Origin of the sequence: Corynebacterium jeddahense, from assembly GCF_028609865.1 — a bacterium.
In the GTDB taxonomy this organism is placed as follows: Bacteria; Actinomycetota; Actinomycetes; order Mycobacteriales; family Mycobacteriaceae; genus Corynebacterium; species Corynebacterium jeddahense.
Window position 1 is genome coordinate 1,147,160 of the sequence record NZ_CP063194.1, and the last position, 15,683, is coordinate 1,162,842.

General features: G+C 69.9%; 15 protein-coding genes. 8 read left to right on the top strand and 7 right to left on the bottom strand.

Annotation, left to right across the window (positions count from 1 at the left end):
- The first annotated feature begins 10 nt into the window (after positions 1-10).
- Complete coding sequence (locus CJEDD_RS05675) at positions 11-1,066, top strand: glycoside hydrolase family 25 protein (protein WP_042408731.1); 1,056 nt, start codon at positions 11-13, stop codon at positions 1,064-1,066.
- Here the strand turns inward: CJEDD_RS05675 and CJEDD_RS05680 are convergent.
- Complete coding sequence (locus CJEDD_RS05680) at positions 1,063-1,677, bottom strand: esterase/lipase family protein (RefSeq protein ID WP_042408732.1); 615 nt, start codon at positions 1,675-1,677, stop codon at positions 1,063-1,065. The genes CJEDD_RS05675 and CJEDD_RS05680 overlap by 4 nt on opposite strands.
- Before the next feature lie 20 nt (positions 1,678-1,697).
- Between CJEDD_RS05680 and CJEDD_RS05685 the strand changes: the two genes are divergently transcribed.
- Both CJEDD_RS05685 and CJEDD_RS05690 read left to right on the top strand, forming a co-directional pair.
- Positions 1,698-2,924, top strand: coding sequence for an alpha/beta hydrolase (locus CJEDD_RS05685; RefSeq protein WP_273657664.1), 1,227 nt, complete (start codon positions 1,698-1,700; stop codon positions 2,922-2,924).
- Positions 2,921-5,320: a bifunctional lysylphosphatidylglycerol flippase/synthetase MprF gene (locus CJEDD_RS05690; RefSeq protein WP_042410221.1), complete on the top strand. Its 2,400-nt coding sequence runs from the start codon at positions 2,921-2,923 to the stop codon at positions 5,318-5,320. The genes CJEDD_RS05685 and CJEDD_RS05690 overlap by 4 nt, the downstream gene beginning before the upstream one ends.
- Here CJEDD_RS05690 and CJEDD_RS05695 read toward each other — a convergent pair.
- The 4 genes from CJEDD_RS05695 to CJEDD_RS12275 are packed head-to-tail and all read right to left on the bottom strand — an operon-like array spanning position 5,259 to position 8,507.
- Entirely contained in the window at positions 5,259-6,056 is a 798-nt protein-coding gene (locus CJEDD_RS05695; protein ID WP_273657665.1) for a spermidine synthase, read from the bottom strand. The two genes, CJEDD_RS05690 and CJEDD_RS05695, sit on opposite strands and share 62 nt — an antisense overlap.
- A gap of 21 nt (positions 6,057-6,077) precedes the next feature.
- The gene (locus tag CJEDD_RS05700; protein ID WP_042407036.1) at positions 6,078-6,365 is read right to left on the bottom strand and encodes a metal-sensitive transcriptional regulator; all 288 of its coding nucleotides are present in this window, start codon (positions 6,363-6,365) and stop codon (positions 6,078-6,080) included.
- Positions 6,366-6,396: 31 nt separating this feature from the next.
- The gene (locus tag CJEDD_RS05705) at positions 6,397-8,343 is read right to left on the bottom strand and encodes a heavy metal translocating P-type ATPase (protein ID WP_042407035.1); all 1,947 of its coding nucleotides are present in this window, start codon (positions 8,341-8,343) and stop codon (positions 6,397-6,399) included.
- Complete coding sequence (locus tag CJEDD_RS12275) at positions 8,331-8,507, bottom strand: hypothetical protein (protein WP_332307888.1); 177 nt, start codon at positions 8,505-8,507, stop codon at positions 8,331-8,333. Before CJEDD_RS12275 ends, CJEDD_RS05705 begins: the two co-directional genes overlap by 13 nt.
- A 209-nt stretch (positions 8,508-8,716) precedes the next feature.
- Between CJEDD_RS12275 and mnmA the strand changes: the two genes are divergently transcribed.
- Both mnmA and CJEDD_RS05715 read left to right on the top strand, forming a co-directional pair.
- Positions 8,717-9,796 (top strand): tRNA 2-thiouridine(34) synthase MnmA, encoded by a 1,080-nt coding sequence (mnmA, locus tag CJEDD_RS05710; RefSeq protein ID WP_042407032.1) that lies wholly within the window; start codon positions 8,717-8,719, stop codon positions 9,794-9,796.
- Between the two features lie 11 nt (positions 9,797-9,807).
- Positions 9,808-10,656: a uroporphyrinogen decarboxylase/cobalamine-independent methonine synthase family protein gene (locus tag CJEDD_RS05715; protein ID WP_232297706.1), complete on the top strand. Its 849-nt coding sequence runs from the start codon at positions 9,808-9,810 to the stop codon at positions 10,654-10,656.
- On the opposite strand, the gene CJEDD_RS05720 is transcribed toward CJEDD_RS05715, so the two are convergent.
- Complete coding sequence (locus CJEDD_RS05720) at positions 10,653-11,327, bottom strand: 3'-5' exonuclease (protein WP_042407029.1); 675 nt, start codon at positions 11,325-11,327, stop codon at positions 10,653-10,655. The two genes, CJEDD_RS05715 and CJEDD_RS05720, sit on opposite strands and share 4 nt — an antisense overlap.
- 58 nt (positions 11,328-11,385) lie before the next feature.
- On the opposite strand from CJEDD_RS05720, the gene ligA reads away from it, so the two are divergent.
- Complete coding sequence (ligA, locus tag CJEDD_RS05725) at positions 11,386-13,413, top strand: NAD-dependent DNA ligase LigA (RefSeq protein WP_042407042.1); 2,028 nt, start codon at positions 11,386-11,388, stop codon at positions 13,411-13,413.
- A 13-nt stretch (positions 13,414-13,426) separates the two neighbouring features.
- On the opposite strand, the gene CJEDD_RS05730 is transcribed toward ligA, so the two are convergent.
- Positions 13,427-14,092 (bottom strand): ACT domain-containing protein, encoded by a 666-nt coding sequence (locus CJEDD_RS05730; protein WP_042407025.1) that lies wholly within the window; start codon positions 14,090-14,092, stop codon positions 13,427-13,429.
- A gap of 82 nt (positions 14,093-14,174) precedes the next feature.
- On the opposite strand from CJEDD_RS05730, the gene CJEDD_RS05735 reads away from it, so the two are divergent.
- Together CJEDD_RS05735 and gatC are read left to right on the top strand one after the other, a co-directional pair.
- The gene (locus CJEDD_RS05735; protein WP_042407024.1) at positions 14,175-15,314 is read left to right on the top strand and encodes a cytochrome P450; all 1,140 of its coding nucleotides are present in this window, start codon (positions 14,175-14,177) and stop codon (positions 15,312-15,314) included.
- A gap of 67 nt (positions 15,315-15,381) precedes the next feature.
- The gene (gatC, locus tag CJEDD_RS05740; RefSeq protein WP_042407021.1) at positions 15,382-15,681 is read left to right on the top strand and encodes an Asp-tRNA(Asn)/Glu-tRNA(Gln) amidotransferase subunit GatC; all 300 of its coding nucleotides are present in this window, start codon (positions 15,382-15,384) and stop codon (positions 15,679-15,681) included.
- The last annotated feature ends 2 nt before the right edge of the window (positions 15,682-15,683 follow it).

A 15,683-nucleotide genomic window follows, 5' to 3' on the forward strand; every position in this document is an offset into this window, starting at 1 on the left:
TGTGTTGGTCATGCACTTCTCTCGCCGCATCCGCTCCGTTGCCGCCGCCGTGGCCACGCTCGCCCTCGGGCTGAGCACGGTCGCGCCCGTGACCGAACCCGCCGAGGCGCAGTCGTTTCCCGGCGTCGTCTCCGGCGTCGACGTCGCCGGCCACCAGCGCCCGGGCGGCGCCGCCATCGATTGGAAGTCCGTGGGCACGATCGGCGGGCAGGACTTCGCTTTCGTGAAGGCCTCCGAGGGCGAGGGCTGGAAGAACGAGTACTACGACGAGGACGCCAAGGCCGCCGCCGACGCTGGCCTCAAGGTCGGCGCCTACCACTACGCCCGCCCGGCGGAGGACGCCGCGACGCAGGCGCGCTACTTCGCCTCCGTGATCAACGCGGGCCCGGCGACGCAGCTGCCGCCGGTGCTCGACCTCGAGGTCGACGAGGGCCTCGGCCCCGTCCAGCTCGCCGCCTGGACGCAGACGTTCCTCTCCGAGGTGCAGGCGCGGACCGGCAAGCGCCCGATGATCTACACTTACCGCTACTTCTGGTACGAGCGCATGGACAACACGAACGCGTTCACGTCCTACCCGCTGTGGCTCGCCGCCTACCAGAACCAGCCGCCCGCCCCGGTCGGCGGCTGGGACAAGCTGAGCTTCTGGCAGCGCAGCGAGTCGGGCCGCGTCGTGGGCATCAACACCCCGGTGGACATGAACATCTTCAACGGCAACGAGGGCCAGCTCGGCCAGTTCGCCGCGGGCAACCTGCGCGCCGGCGGCGGCGTGCTCGAGCGCTTCCAGGCGCCGGACTCCGGCGAGCTCAAGGTGCTCGAGCAGGACAACACCGCGCTCGTCGTCGCCATCCTCGCGCTCGCCTCGGGTGGCCTTGGGGCGCAGCAGCTTATCGACGCCGCCCGGCTCGCCGGCTTCGACCCGACCGACGCGGACAACATCGCCGGCCTCGTCCGCGCGCTCGCGAACCAGGGCGAGCTGCCCGTCGACGACCTGCGCACCATGATGATCGGCAACTACCAGATCGGCGACCTGCTCATCCTCCTCGACAACGCCGCGAAGCAGGCCTAGCACCCGAGCGCCGCGAGAATCGCCCCGGTCTGCCGCGGCAGCGCGTTGTGCCGCACCCCGTGCAGCTCCACGACGCGCCCCAAGCGTGACGACGCCTCCGGCACCACCCGATCCGCGTCCGAGACCACCGAGACGACCTCGACCCCCGCGGGCACGGCCGGCTCGCCGCGGAAGGCGTCGAGTTCAACGAACGACTCGCCGAGCACGCGGCGCACGAGCCACGCGGGCCCCCAGCCCGTCTGGGTGCCACGCCAGCACGCCCCGAGGCCTACGAGTGTGCGCACCCGCGCCCGCACAGCCGGCACCGCGAGCGCCCGCAAGCCGACGAGCCCGCCGTAGGAATGCCCGACGATGTCGACACGCTCGACCGCATCCGGCAGCCCGGCGATGGTGCGGGCGACGGCGGCGGCGCAGTCGTCGAGACGCAGTGTGCCCCTGCGCCCGTACGCGGGGGCGAGCAGGCCGACGCCGCGGGCGGAAAGCTCGCGCGCGAGGGGGCGGAACGCGTACGGGGTGCCGAGCGTGCCGTGCAGCGCGACGACGACGCGCGGCTGTGAGTTTGCTGTGGATGGGTCGGGAAGTAGCGGCGGGATCTGGGCGGCGAGCGACATGGGGAGTAAACCTACTCACCGTGCAAGCGATTCGAGCGATCCCGGTGGTCGGGCACGACGCCGCGGCGGTGATCTCCTGCCTGCTCGGGCTGGCGGTCGTGGCGGTGCTCGGGCTCATGGGGCCGAGGCTGCGCACGCTGTGGGCGGCGCTGGCCACCGCCGCGGTGATGGCGGTGGTGGTGTTCTACCTCTCCGTGTGGCCGAAGCCGTTCCCGGACGGCATCCCGGTGCCGGTGTATTCGAGCTGGGCCGTCGGCGTCTTCGCCGTGATGGGCGTCGTCTTCGCCAAACGCTGGCGGCGCCTCGCGCTCGCGGCGGTGGCGGTGCCCGCGGTCGCGCTCGCGTACCTGGGTACCAATCTGGAATACCAGCAGTACCCGACGGTCGGGTCGTTCCGGCCCGTGCCGGTGAGCGTGAACATGACGCTCGAGCAGTTCGAGCAGTCGACGTCCGCGCCAACGCTCAACGGCCGCGAGGTTGGCGCGCTGGTGACCGTGCCGGCGGCGCCGATGCGCGACGCCGTCGCCTACGTCCCGCCGGCCTACTGGCACGGCGCGACGCTACCCGTCATGGTGCTGCTCTCCGGCAGCCCGGGCACCCCGATGGGCTGGTTCACCGACGGCCAGGCCACGCAGACCGCCGACAACTTCCAACAGGGCCACGACGGCGCCTCGCCGATCGTCGTCGGCGTCGACGGCACCGGGTCGACCACCGGCAACCCCGCCTGCGTCGACGGGCCGAACCTGAATATGCAGACTTACCTAGCCGAGGACATCCCGGCGCTGCTCAAGGACACGTTCCGCGTCAACCCCGACCAGTCCACGTGGACCATCGGGGGCTTGAGCTACGGCGGCACGTGCTCGCTGCAGGTGGTTACGAACAACCCGCACGCCTACGGCACGTTCCTCGACTTCTCCGGCGAGCCCGAGCCGACCGTGGGCACGCACGAGAAGACGGTCGACGAGCTCTTCGGCGGCGACGAGGACGCGTTCCTCGCCGTCAACCCCTCGACGCTGCTCGTCCGCGCCGCCGGGTCGGACACGTACCGGGGCATCGCGGGCCGCTTCGTCGCCGGCGAGCGTGACCCCATGTCGAGTGCCGCCCTGCCGCACCTCAACCACCTCGCCCAGGCCGCGGGGATGCGCACCACCTACACCGCGCTGCCGGGCGGCCACAGCTACCAGGTGTGGCGCGTCGCGCTGCGCGAGAACTTCGATTTCGCCGCCCAGCGGGGAGGGATCCGATGAAGGTACTCAAGGCAACACCGGTCACCATCGCGCTCGTGGCCTGCATGTGGGCCGCGTACGCGTGGCGCGGCGACCTCGGCTACAACCTGCCCGCCGACGTGCACATTTGGCACGCGCTCACCGCAGGGATCACCGCGCCGAACATCACCTCCGCGGTGGTGGCCACGCTCGCTGCAGCGTGCTTCGCGCTGCCGGCGGAGGCGAAGCTGGGCTCGCGCGCGTTCGCGCTTGCCGCCGTCGCCTCGCAGGCCGTCGCCGCGCCGATCGCGTGCGTCCTCGGCGCCGCCGTCGAGCGCGCCGGGTTCAACCGGTGGGGCGCCGACCTCACCAACGAGGTCTACTGCACCCCGCTCGCCTGGATCTTCGGCCCGCTCGCCTTCGCCACCGCGTCGATGGGCGTGCTGTGGCGGCGCCGTCTGCGCCTCGTCATGGCGGCGCTCACCGGCACGCTCGTGCTGTACTCGGGCACGCTCGCCGACGTTGTCGCGTTCACGGCCGTCGTCGCGGGGTGGATCGCGGGCGAGCTGAGCTTTGGGGCGACGCGGCCGAGCCGGAGGACGTCGATACGCGAATCGCGCGTGCTGGTCGCGGTCCTCTTCGTCGCGGTCTCGGTGGGCCCGGTGCTCACCGCGCTCAACCCCGGCGCGCAGGGCCCGTTCGCGGCCGAGAGCCTGCTCATGTGGGAGCCGGCCGTCGCGGCGCACGAGGTGCAACAGCGCTGCGCCGACCCCGGCGCGCTCGACTGCCTCGAGGCGATGGCGATCAACCAGCAGCACGGGCTCGCGCCGCTGCTGCTCAACATCGTCCCCGTCGCGCTCGCCGCGGTGCTGGCCACCGGGCTGCGGCGCGGGCGCCGGCTCGCGTGGTGGGGCGCGGTGGCGCTGAGCGTCGCGTCGCTCGCGGTGGTTACCGCCCAGGTGGCGGGCCGTGGTGAGGACGCGCTCACCGCCGCCAACACCGCGCTCGTCGTGCTGCCGTGGGTGGTTATGCTCGCGGTGCTCGTGGCCACACGCGCCCGGTTCGCCGTCGCCTCCGACGCCCGCCCCGCGCTCGCGCCGGCCGGCCTCGCGCTCGCGGGTACGGCCGCCGCGTGGGTCGCCGGCGCCATGGCGCTGCGCGGCGGGTTCATCGGCGAGGTGACGCTCGGCAACGCGCTCGCGGAGCTGCCGGCGCGCTACCTCCCGCCCGCGGTCGCGGTGCAGCTCGACCACCGCATCTTCCCACACTCGGGTGCGGCGTGGGCGCTCTACGAGTGGGTCGGCGTCGTGTTCTGGGCCGTCGCGCTCGTCGCGCTCTACCGGGTGCTCGCCGCCGCCCCGGCCGCCCCCGCGCGCGCCGACCGGGAGCGCGCGAGGCGCATGCTTATCGACGGCACCGGCGACCACCTCGCCTGGATGGGCCAGTGGGACGGCAACCGCTACTTTTTCGCCGGCGAGGCTGGCTACGTCGCGTACCGCGTCTCGCACAACATCGCGGTGACGGTCGGCTCGCCCGTGGTCGGCGAGGGCGCGACCGAGCAGGACGTGGCCGCCGCGTTCGAGCGCTTCGCCGCCGCCCAGGGCTGGCAGGTGGCGTGGTACTCGGTGCCGGCGTCGTTTGACCGGCCGGGCTTTCGCACCCTCCACGTCGCCGAGGAATCCGTGCTCTACACCGACAACCTCGAGTTTAAGGGCAAGAAGTTCCAGAACATCCGCACCGCCCGCAACCGCGCCGCGAAGGAAGGCGTGCGCGCGGTGTGGACGGCGTGGGCGGACTGCGGCTTCGAGATGCGCGAGAAGATCGCCGCGCTGTCCGAACAGTGGGTCGCCGACAAGGCGCTGCCGGAGATGGGCTTTACCCTCGGCGGCCTGGAGGAACTGCGCGACCCGGACACGAAGCTCCTCCTCGCCGTCGACGAGGAGGGCCGCCTGCACGGCGTGACCAGTTGGCTGCCGGTCTACGAGCACGGCGAGCTCGCCGGGTACACGCTCGACTTCATGCGCCGCGACGCGGACGGGTTCCGCCCCGTCATCGAGTACCTGCTCGCGGAGGCGGCCGTCGTCGCCGGGTCGGAGGGCCTGGGCTGGGTGTCGCTGTCCGGCGCGCCGCTCGCGCGTACCGACGAGCCGACGGCCTTCCTCGAGATCCTCCTCGACAAGACCGGCGCGACCATCGAGCCCCTCTACGGCTTCCGCTCGCTGGCCGCCTCGAAGCACAAGTTCCACCCGACGCACACGAGCTGGAACCTCGCTTACGACGACGAGCTTGCCCTGCCGTCCATCGGGCTCGCGGTGGTGAGCTGCTACCTGCCCGACATGAAGACCGCGGACATGGCGGCGGTGGTGAAGGAGTTTCTCAGCCGGCGGGATCAAACCGAGGCGACGTCGCCAGCCGCCGCGCCCACGCCTCGCCCTTGAACTGCGACGGCACCGCGCCCTTGAGCAGGTTGCGGGTGAGCGCGTCGCTCGCTTCCAGCGGCCGGTTCGCGCCGATAAGCACGATGTTGCCGTAGCGCCGGCCCTTGAGCATCGGCGGATCCGCGATCGCGGCGACGTGCGGGAACACCTCGCACATCCCGGCGAGCTCCTCCTTCGCCTCGGTGAGGTCCGCGTGCGATCCGCAGTTGGCCACGTAGAGGCCGCCCTCGCTGAGCGACGCCCGCGCGCTGCGGTAAAACTCCACCGTCGTCAGGTTGCGCGGCGTGGTCGCCGAGGAGAAGACGTCTCGGATGATCACGTCGCGCGTGGCGGGTTTGAAGCCGTCCGTTTCCTCGCGGGCGTCGCCGACCCGGATTTTCACGGTGGGGGACCGGGGGACGTCGAAACGCTGCCGCGCGAGCTGAGCCAGCTCGCCGTCGATCTCGACGACCGTGTTGCGCGAGCCGGGCCAGGTGTGCGCGAAGTAGCGCGCGAGCGTGCAGGCGCCGCCGCCGAGGTGCGTCAGGCGCGACTTCGGCTTCGCCTCGTCCGGGTACGCGTCGTCGAGGAAGTCCGCGATCCAGCGCATGTACTCGAAATCCAACCGGGTCGGCTCGCCTGGGACGACGTGAGAGCTGGGCACGCCGTTGACCAGCAGGACCATGGAGCCGTCTGGCTCGTGGAGGATCTCGGCGGTGCCGGTGTCGATCTCGAAAAACTCGCTTTTCGCGGCCATGGCAGGTGAGGGTACTCGAGGCTAGGATTTCACCAGTCGAGCGATAGCTGCGGACGCTTCTTCGATCTTTGCGTCGGCTTCCTGACCGTCGCTCATCGCATCGGCAACACAGTGCTTCAAGTGGTCGTCCAACAGGCCCAGTGCTACGCCCTTCAGGGCCGCGTTTACCGCACTGATCTGGGTGAGGATGTCAATGCAGTAGGCGTTTTCGTCGATCATGCGGTGAATACCGCGGGTTTGCCCCTCGATACGTTTGAGCCGGGCGAGGTAGCGGTCTTTATCGCCGATGTAGCCGTGGTCGTTCATCATGGGCCTCCTGGATGGTGTGAGCGGTGTCGGGTCACTTGGATCGGTTGAGCATACGGTCGGCGCTGCCCTGTGGGGTGAGGTCGAGACGGCGGAGCAACTGCGCATTGAGGGCGACGACGACGGTCGAGGCCGACATCAGGATTGCGCCGACGCTCATCGGCATCACGAACCCGATTGGGGCGAGGATACCGGCGGCCAGCGGCACGGACAGCAGGTTGTAGCCTGCCGCCCACCACAGGTTCTGCTTCATCTTCCGGTAGGTCGCACGGGAGAGCTCGATGACCGAAAGCACCAAACGCGGGTCGGAGCTTGCCAGGACGACGCCCGCCGAGCCGATGGCCACGTCTGTGCCGGCACCGATCGCGATGCCGACATTGGCCTGGGCCAGCGCGGGGGCGTCGTTGACGCCGTCGCCGACCATGGCGACCTTGTGGCCCTCGCCCTGCAGCTCCTTGACTTTTGCAGCTTTGTGCTCGGGACGCACGCCCGCGAAGACCCGGTCAATACCCAGATCGTGAGCGACGGAGTCGGCGACCGCTTGCGCATCGCCGGTAATCATGACGACCTGAACGCCAGAAGCGCGCAGAGCGTCGACGGCGTCGCGGGACTCGGGACGGATCTCGTCGGCAAGCCGCAAGGCTCCGATCACCTCGCCGTCGGCGAGCACGTGCAAGATGATCGCATCTTCCTCGCGCCACTGGTCGGCGACCGGAAGCTCGTCTACGGAGTGCTGCTCAAGCAGGTAGGGGCCGCCGACTTCGACCGTTCTTGCCTCGACCGTCGCTTTTACGCCCACGGCTGGCGACGAGGAGAAGTCGCTGGCACTCGGCACAGCCACGTCACGGGTCTCCGCCGCACCGGTGATGGCGCGAGCGAGTGGGTGCTCACTGTCCGCCTCGGCGGCCGCTGCCAGCGCGAGCACGTCTGCTTCCTCATATCCGCTGACGGGGTCGATCGCGGTGACGGTCGGTTCGCCTTTGGTGAGGGTGCCGGTCTTGTCGAACAACACGGCGTCGACGTTGCGCATGGATTCAAGCGCGAGCCGGTCCTTAATCAGCACCCCACCGCGGGCGGCGCGTTCCGTCGCGATTGAAACAACCAGCGGGATCGCGAGACCTAAGGCGTGGGGGCAGGCGATGACGAGCACGGTGATGGTACGCACGACCGCGTCGTTCGGTACCCCGACGATCGTCCAGATTACGGCAGTCAGAATGGCGGCGCCGAGGGTGAACCAGAACAACCACGCGGCAGCCTTGTCTGCGAGGCGCTGCGCCCGCGATGACGATTCTTGGGCATCGGTGACGAGCTTTTGAATGCCGGCCAACGCGGTGTCGCCACCCGTGGCTGTGACCTTGATGCGCAGGCCCGAGTCTGCCGCGATGGTGCCAGCGACTACGTGCTCGCCTTCACCGCGGCGCACCGTTTTCGACTCACCGGTGACCATCGACTCGTCCATGCTGGCGCTGCCTTCGACGATTGTGCCGTCGGCAGGCACGGACGCGCCGGGCCGCACGATCACGACATCGCCGACCTCAAGATCCGCCGGGGTAACCTTCACAACCTCGTCGCCGTCGACCTTCTCAGCCTCGTCGGGCAGGAGTGCCGCAAGCGAGTCCAGGGCGGAGGTGGTCTGGGCGAGTGAGCGCATCTCGATCCAGTGTCCCAGCAGCATGATGACCACCAGCAGCGCCAGTTCCCACCAGAAATCCAGTTCGCGATCCAGTAAGTGCAGGCTCGCACCCCAAGACGAGATGAACGCAACAGTGATCGCTAGCGTGATGAGCAGCATCATGCCGGGGTTACGGGAGCGGATCTCGGATACAGCCCCAGTCAAAAACGGCCGGCCTCCCCACAAGTAGATCACCGTTCCCAAAAGCGGTGAGATCCACTGGGCCCATTCCGCGTCAGGCAGCTGGTAGCCGATGAGATGGGCGAAGGTTTCGTTAAATCCGACAACCGGGATCGCTAGAACCAGCATGATCCAGAAGAGTCTGCGGAACTGGGCAACGTGACCACCGTGTCCTGCGTGCTCGTGACCACCGTGTCCTGCGTGCTCGTGACCACCGGGTCCTGCGTGCTCGTGACCACCGGGTCCTGCATGGGCCTCGTGAGCGTCGTGCCCGTGATGGCTGGTGTGTCCACCGGGTCCGGCGTCGGAGTGGGTGTGCCTGTCGTTCATGGTTCTGTTCTTTCGTTGCAGTTGATAGTTGTGATCGGTTCGGCCGTGACGGGGCCTAGCACGACGATCGTCTCCCACGTTAATACCCCAGGGGGGTACAAGTCTAGGGTGTGCCCCATCCGTACGGCCCGACGTTTCGCCTTTCGCGCTCACGGGACTACACTCCCGCGACATGCGAGTATTGGCGGCCATGAGCGGGGGAGTCGACTCCTCAGTCGCCGCTGCGCGCCTGGTTGAGGCGGGCCATGACGTCGTCGGCGTGCACCTGGCGCTGAGCAAAGACGCACAGCAGACGCGCGAGTCCGCCCGCGGGTGCTGCTCGCTCGAGGACTCCGCGGACGCCCGCCGCGTGTGCGACAAGCTCGGCATCCCGTTCTACGTGTGGGACTTCTCGGACCGGTTCAAGGACGAGGTCATCGACAACTTCGTCTGGTCCTACGAGCACGGCGAGACACCGAACCCCTGCCTGCGCTGCAACGAGAAGATCAAGTTCGCGGCGCTGCTCGACCGCGCGGTCACGCTCGGCTTCGACGCCATCGCCACTGGGCATTACGCGATTATCGACGCCCAAGGCAACCTCCGCCGCTCCAAAGACCCGAAGAAGGACCAGTCCTACGTCCTCGGCGTGCTCACCCGCGACGAGCTGGACCGCTGCATCTTCCCAGTTGGCGACACGGAAAAGCCACAAATCCGCGAGGAGGCCGCGGCCCACGGCTTCGCCACCGCCTCGAAGCCGGACTCCTACGACATCTGCTTCATCCCGGACGGCAACACGCAGGCGTTTCTCGGCCGCTCGATCGGCATGCGCCCGGGCATGATCAAGGACACCGAGGGCCGCGACCTCAAGGAGCACGACGGCGCGTTCCAGTACACGATCGGCCAGCGCAAGGGCCTGAACATCCGCGTACCGGCCGCCGACGGCAAGCCGCGCTACGTCACCGACGTGGACACCGCCACCGGCACCGTCACCGTCGGCCCGCGCGAGGCGCTGCGCATCACCGAGATCACCGCGGACCGGCTCAAGCGGCTCCACCCCGCGATGGAGGGGGCGCTCGAGGCGAATGTGCAGATTCGGGCGCACGGAGGCGTCGTCACGTGCGATGCCCTCATCGGCGAGGACGAGATGACCTTGAAGCTCCACGAGCCGCTCGAGGGTGTGGCGCGCGGGCAGGCCGCGGTGCTGTATCTGCCGGACCCGGACGGGCAGGGCGACATCGTGCTCGGCTCCGGGACGATCTGCGCGACGGCGTAGCATCGGACGCCGTGAACCAGCTCCCACCCACCGCGTTCGGCCTCGGCCCGATGCCCGGCATGGACTTCGAGCAGGCCGCCGACGTCGTGCTCAGCGAAACCCCGCTGCCGCACGTCCCGCAGCTCCCAGAGCGCGGGCTGGGCTCGAATCTGATCGGGCGCACGGCGGCGCTGCTCGAGATCCCGGTCGCGCCCGGGCCCCGCGGGTGGCGCGTCGCACCGCGGAAGCGCGGGGACGCGGACCGGATGGAGCGCGACCTCGACCGGCTCGAGGAGCTCTGGCACGGCAAGGTAGACCGGGTGAAGGCGCAGCTTGTCGGCCCATTCACGCTCGCCGCGGAGATCGAGATGCCGAACGGCCACCGCATGATCTCCGATCCGGGCGCGCTGCGTGACCTCACTGACGCGCTGCTCGAGGTGAGCGAGGGGCACCGGAGGGACGTCGCCAAGCGATTCGGCGGATGCGTGCTCCAGCTCGACGAGCCGCGCCTGCCCGAAGTCGTCGCCGGTACGCTCGCCGGCGCCACCGACTTTGAGACCATCCGCGCGATCCCGGAGCCCGAGGAGACGCTGGCGCGCTTCGGCGAGCACCTGCTCAACACGACCATCCTGTGCGACGTCCCTTGGCTCACCGTCGACCCGCGCACCGCCGACAAGGACGCGCTCGCCCGGCTGCTCGACCGCGGCACGCGCATCGCCATCCCCACCATGGCACCGCGCGAGCTCTACCGAATCTTCGACGAGCTGCAGATCGACCCGGCGACGGCCACGATCGACGTCTACGCCGAGGGCGGGCGCACCCTGCTGGACACCGCGGCGGTCTACCGGGCCGCCCGCGAGATGGCCCAGGCGCTGGCCTAGCCGAGCATCGGCCAGCCGGGCAGCACGTTCGACGCGTCGCGCCCGTTCGCCTCGAAGTAGCGCTTCCGGTCCTCCTGCAGCTGGAAGTACTCCACGGCTTGGAACTCCATGAGGTCGCCCGTGTCCATCTGCGCGAGCTCCGGGTAGGCCTTGCGCACCTGCACCCACGCCACGCGCGCCGCGGCGAAGGCGTCGGCGGTGGCTTCGTGGGCGTTGTCGATGCGCACGCCGTAGTGCTCGCACATCGCGCTCAGGTTGCGCGGGCCCTTGCGATAGCGGTCCTTCGCCCGGTCGACGAGCAGCGGGTCGTACACCGGCCCCGTGACGGTGAAGTCCCCGGTCAGACCGCGTAGGACGGTGAGGTCGTAAGGGGCGTTGAACACCACCAGGGTCAGTCCGTCCTCCCAGCCGCGCTTGATCGCCTCGACGGTCTCGCGCACCACTTCGTCGTGGTCCCGGCCCTCCGCGCGGGCCTGTTCGGTGGTGATGCCGTGGACCTTGGCGGCCTCCTCGGGGATCTCCACACCCGGGTCGGCGAGGGTTTCTTTCGCGTCGACCGCGGAGCCGTCGATACGCACGAGCGCGGAGGTGACCACGCGGGCCTCGCGCGGGTTGGCGGAGGTAGTCTCCAGGTCGAAGGAGAGCATGCGGGAGGCGTCGAATGTGGCCATGGCGGTCATTGTAGTGAGCGCGCCGACACGCACCGGGCGGGAACTACACTCGGTGCGCGTGAGTGAAATTTCCGCCGATCTGCTCCACGAATGGGACGAGCTCGCCGATCAGGTGCGCCACCACCGGGACCTCTACTACAACGGCGAGCCGGTGATCTCGGACGCCGAGTTCGACACGCTCTTCCGCAAGCTCCAGGCCCTCGAGGAGGAGCACCCCGAGCTCGCGGTGCCGGACTCTCCGACGAAGGAGGTCGGCGCCGCGCCCACGGACAGCGCGTTCGCCGACGTGCGCCACCCCGAGCGGATGATGAGCCTGGACAACGTCTTCTCCGACGACGAGATGCGCGAGTGGCTGTCCAAGGCGCCGGGGCCCTACCTCACCGAGCTGAAGATCGACGGGCTGTCCATCGACCTCATCTACGAACACGGCGAGCTCACCCGCGCCGCCACGCGTGGCGACGGCACCACAGGCGAGGACATCACCGCCAACGCCCGCGTCATCGAGGACATCCCGCACACGCTCAGCGGCGAGCCGCCGGCGCTCCTGGAGGTCCGCGGCGAGGTGTTCATCCGGCCCGAGGACTTCGGCGAGCTCAACGAGCTGCGCCAGGCCGAGGGCGGCAAGCCGTTCGCAAACCCGCGCAACACCGCGGCCGGGGGCCTGCGGCAGAAGAACCCGGAGGACGTCAAGAAGCGAAAGCTCCACATGATCTGCCACGGCATCGGCGCGCGCGAGGGATTCACCCCCGCCACGCAGCACGAGGCCTACGAGGCGCTGGCCAAGTGGGGCCTGCCCGTCTCCGAGTACACGCGCCGCGCCGAGACCGCCGACGAGGTCATCGAGGCCGTGCATTACTGGGGAGACCACCGCAACGACGCGATCCACGAGATGGACGGGCTGGTGGTCAAGGTGGACTCCGTCGCGGAGCAGCGCGCGCTCGGCGCCACCTCCCGCGCCCCGCGCTGGGCCATCGCGTACAAGTACCCGCCCCAGGAGGTGACCACGAAGCTGCTCGACATCGAGGTTTCCGTCGGCCGCACCGGCCGCGCCACCCCGTTCGCCGTGCTCGAGCCGGTGTTCGTCTCCGGCTCGACGGTGTCCCTGGCCACGCTGCACAACCAGCACGAGGTCAAGCGCAAGGGCGTCATGATCGGCGACACCGTCGTGGTGCGCAAGGCCGGCGAGATCATCCCCGAGGTGCTCGGCCCGGTCGCCGACCTGCGCGACGGCACCGAGCGCGCCTTCGTCTACCCCGAACACTGCCCGGCGTGCGGCACGAAGCTCGCCCCCGCGCGGGAGGGCGACGCCGATTGGCGCTGTCCGAACACCCGCTCGTGCCCCGCGCAGCTCGCCGCCCGGCTCGAGTACCTCGCCTCGCGCGGCGCGTTCGACATCGAGGCGCTCGGCGAGAAGGGCGCGGCCGACCTCATCGCCTCCGGCGTGCTCGTCGACGAAGCCCGTCTCTTCGACCTCACCGAGGAAGACCTGCGCAAATCCAGCGCGTACACCCGCAAAGACGGACAGGTCAACGCCGCCGGGAAAAAGCTGCTGGCCAACCTCGAGACCGCCAAGGGCGCAGAGCTGTGGCGCGTCATCGTCGCCCTATCCATCCGCCACGTGGGCCCCACCGCCGCCCGCGCGCTCGCCGCGCGCTTCCACTCGATGCAGGCGCTTATCGACGCACCGACGGACCAACTCGCCGAAACCGATGGCGTCGGCGAGGTAATTGCCGAGAGCTTCAAAGACTGGTTCACCGTGGACTGGCACCGCGACATCGTGGACGCTTGGGCCGCGGCCGGGGTGACCATGGAATCGAGCGAGGACGACCGCGCCCCGCAGACGCTGGAGGGGCTCACCGTCGTGGTCACCGGCTCGCTCGAGGGCTTCACCCGCGATGAGGCGAAGGAGGCGATCCTTGCGCGCGGCGGCAAGGCGGCGGGTTCGGTGTCCAAGAAGACCGACTACGTCGTCGTGGGCGAGAACGCCGGCTCGAAGGCGGCGAAGGCGGAGGAGCTCGGCCGCCCGATCCTCACCGAGGCGCAGTTCGTCCAGCTGCTCGAGGGCGGGCCGGACGCGCTGGCGTAGCGCTGGTGGAGCGCTAGCGCAGCATCGCGCCGACGATGCAGCCGAGGTCGCCGATCTCCGTGACCTCCGAGGCGAGGAAGTCCGGCCCGCCGACGCGGCCCACCACGAGCACGAGGTCCGTGCCGTGCAGCGGGGTCATGGTCAGCGCCGTGCCAAGCTGGGACCACGACGCCGGCAGCCACGCGTCGAAGTCGGGCTGGAGGACGCGCGCGCCGTCGAGAGGCGGCATCTGCGGCGTGGAGCCGTCGTCTTCCGGCGCGGCGGGGGAGGCGGCGACGCGCTCGAGGCCGCCCTCCCCGTTGCGCAGCACCACGGCCCACGAGGAGGTCACCGCGCCGGGCACGACGCGCACGAGCTCGTCGAGCGTCTTCGCCGTGTTGCGCGTCTGCGCGGCGATCTTCGCGAGCATCTGGATCTGCCCGCGCCGGTCGACGCGGCCGGTGAACGGGCGGATTGAGTCCACCTCCGCGCCGTCGACGGCGGCGACCGCGGTGATAAGGGTGTCCACCATGACCCCGGTGGGCAGCGAGACCACGATGTCGTCGGTAACGGTGCCGTCCGTGCCGGTCTCGACGATATCGACGGAGTTGATGTCGGCGTCCACCATGCCGAACGCCTCGGCCAGCTGTCCGAGGCTGCCAGGGACGTCCGGGAGCGATACGCGGATGAGGTAGGACATGGCCTCATTTATAGCAACCGGCGCACCTGGCGGCGGGCGTACGGTTGGTCATTGAAGGTCACGTTTCGACGGAAGGATTGCCATGGAACACCACAACCTCATCGACGCGCCCCTCGCCGGATCCGAGCCGCGCGCCTACGGCGACGCCCTGCTCGAACGCGACGCGAAGCTCGCGCGCGACGGCGAAGAGATCGTCGTCACCGGCAACGCGCTCGCCCGCGACGTGGCGGAAGACCCGCAGCGCTTCTCCTCCGGCGTGTCGCGCTTCCTACAGCTGCCCAACGGCCTCGACGGCGAGGAGCACACGAAGGTGCGCTCGCTTATCGACGCCTACCTCGCCCCCGACCAGGTCGACCACCTCGAGCCGGAGTTCCGCCGCATCGCCCGCGAGCTCGCCGCCGACGCCGCCGCTCGCGGCACGGTCGACTCGGTCAACGACCTGGGCGCGCAGTACGCGGTGCGGGCGATGACGACCTGGCTCGGCTGGCCCGCCGAGCTCGACGACACGCTCGTGGCGTGGGTCGCGGACAACAACGCCGCCACCCGCTCCGGCGAGCTCGCGCGCACCGCCGAGGTCGCCGAGCGCTTCGACGCCATCATCCGCTCCGTCGTCGAGCCGCTGCAGGAGCACCCGGACGACTCGGTGACCTCGCGCCTCGTCCACGACGACAGCCTCGGGCGCCGCCTCGAGTTCGACGAGGTCGTCTCGGTGCTGCGCAACTGGACGGCGGGGGACTTGAGCTCGATGGCGTACTGCATCGGCGTCGTGCTCGACGCGCTCATCGAGCACCCGGAGCTGCAGGACCGCCTGCGCCAAGGCGTGTCGCGCCGGGAGTTCGGCGCGATCGCGGACGAGATCCTCCGCGCCGACTCGCCGTTCGTGAGCAACCGGCGCGTGACCACGTGCCCGGTCCAGCTCGACGGGGTCGACCTGCCGGAGGGCCAGCGGGTGCGCATCCACTGGACCGCGGCGAACCGCGACCCAGATGCGTTCGCCGACGCCGACGGCTTCGACCCGGACGCCAACGCGAGCGGCAACCTCGTCTGGGGCGCCGGGCCGCACGCCTGCCCGGGGCGGGCGCTGTCGATCGTCGAGCTGCAGGCGCTCACCGAGGAGCTCCTCGCCGTCGCCGAGCTCTCCCGCGCCGGGGAGGGCGAGCGCGAAACCCACCCGGTGGGCGGCTGGGCGTCCCTGCCGGTGCGCCTCACCGCTCGCGGGTGAGGCGAGCGCCGTGCCGTAAGATGAACCGCGGTAAACGCAACCCACGCGACGTGGAAGGGAATGGACTGTGGCTGAGATTTCACGCGACGAGGTGTCGCGCATCGCACGCCTGGCGCGCATCGCGCTGAAGGACGAGGAGCTGGACGACATCGCCCAGCAGCTGGACACGATCGTCGATGCGGTGTCGAAGGTGCAGAGCGTGGACACCGAGGGTGTGACGCCGATGAGCCACCCGCACGCCATCGAGGCCGGCATGCGCGAGGACGTGGAGAAGAAGACGCTCACGCAGGCCGAGGCGCTCGACCAGGCGCCGGCGGTGGAGGACGACCGTTTCGTGGTCCCGCAGATTCTCGGAGAGGGAGAGTAGAA

Excerpts from the sequence above, each read along its gene's own strand:
- CJEDD_RS05675 (WP_042408731.1), top strand. The coding sequence starts at position 11 with ATGCACTTCTCTCGCCGCATCCGCTCCGTTGCCGCCGCCGTGGCCACG.
- CJEDD_RS05680 (WP_042408732.1), bottom strand. The coding sequence starts at position 1,677 with ATGTCGCTCGCCGCCCAGATCCCGCCGCTACTTCCCGACCCATCCACA.
- CJEDD_RS05690 (WP_042410221.1), top strand. The coding sequence starts at position 2,921 with ATGAAGGTACTCAAGGCAACACCGGTCACCATCGCGCTCGTGGCCTGC.
- CJEDD_RS05695 (WP_273657665.1), bottom strand. The coding sequence starts at position 6,056 with ATGGCCGCGAAAAGCGAGTTTTTCGAGATCGACACCGGCACCGCCGAG.
- CJEDD_RS05700 (WP_042407036.1), bottom strand. The coding sequence starts at position 6,365 with ATGATGAACGACCACGGCTACATCGGCGATAAAGACCGCTACCTCGCC.
- CJEDD_RS05705 (WP_042407035.1), bottom strand. The coding sequence starts at position 8,343 with ATGCTGGTTCTAGCGATCCCGGTTGTCGGATTTAACGAAACCTTCGCC.
- mnmA (WP_042407032.1), top strand. The coding sequence starts at position 8,717 with ATGCGAGTATTGGCGGCCATGAGCGGGGGAGTCGACTCCTCAGTCGCC.
- CJEDD_RS05720 (WP_042407029.1), bottom strand. The coding sequence starts at position 11,327 with ATGGCCACATTCGACGCCTCCCGCATGCTCTCCTTCGACCTGGAGACT.
- CJEDD_RS05730 (WP_042407025.1), bottom strand. The coding sequence starts at position 14,092 with ATGTCCTACCTCATCCGCGTATCGCTCCCGGACGTCCCTGGCAGCCTC.
- CJEDD_RS05735 (WP_042407024.1), top strand. The coding sequence starts at position 14,175 with ATGGAACACCACAACCTCATCGACGCGCCCCTCGCCGGATCCGAGCCG.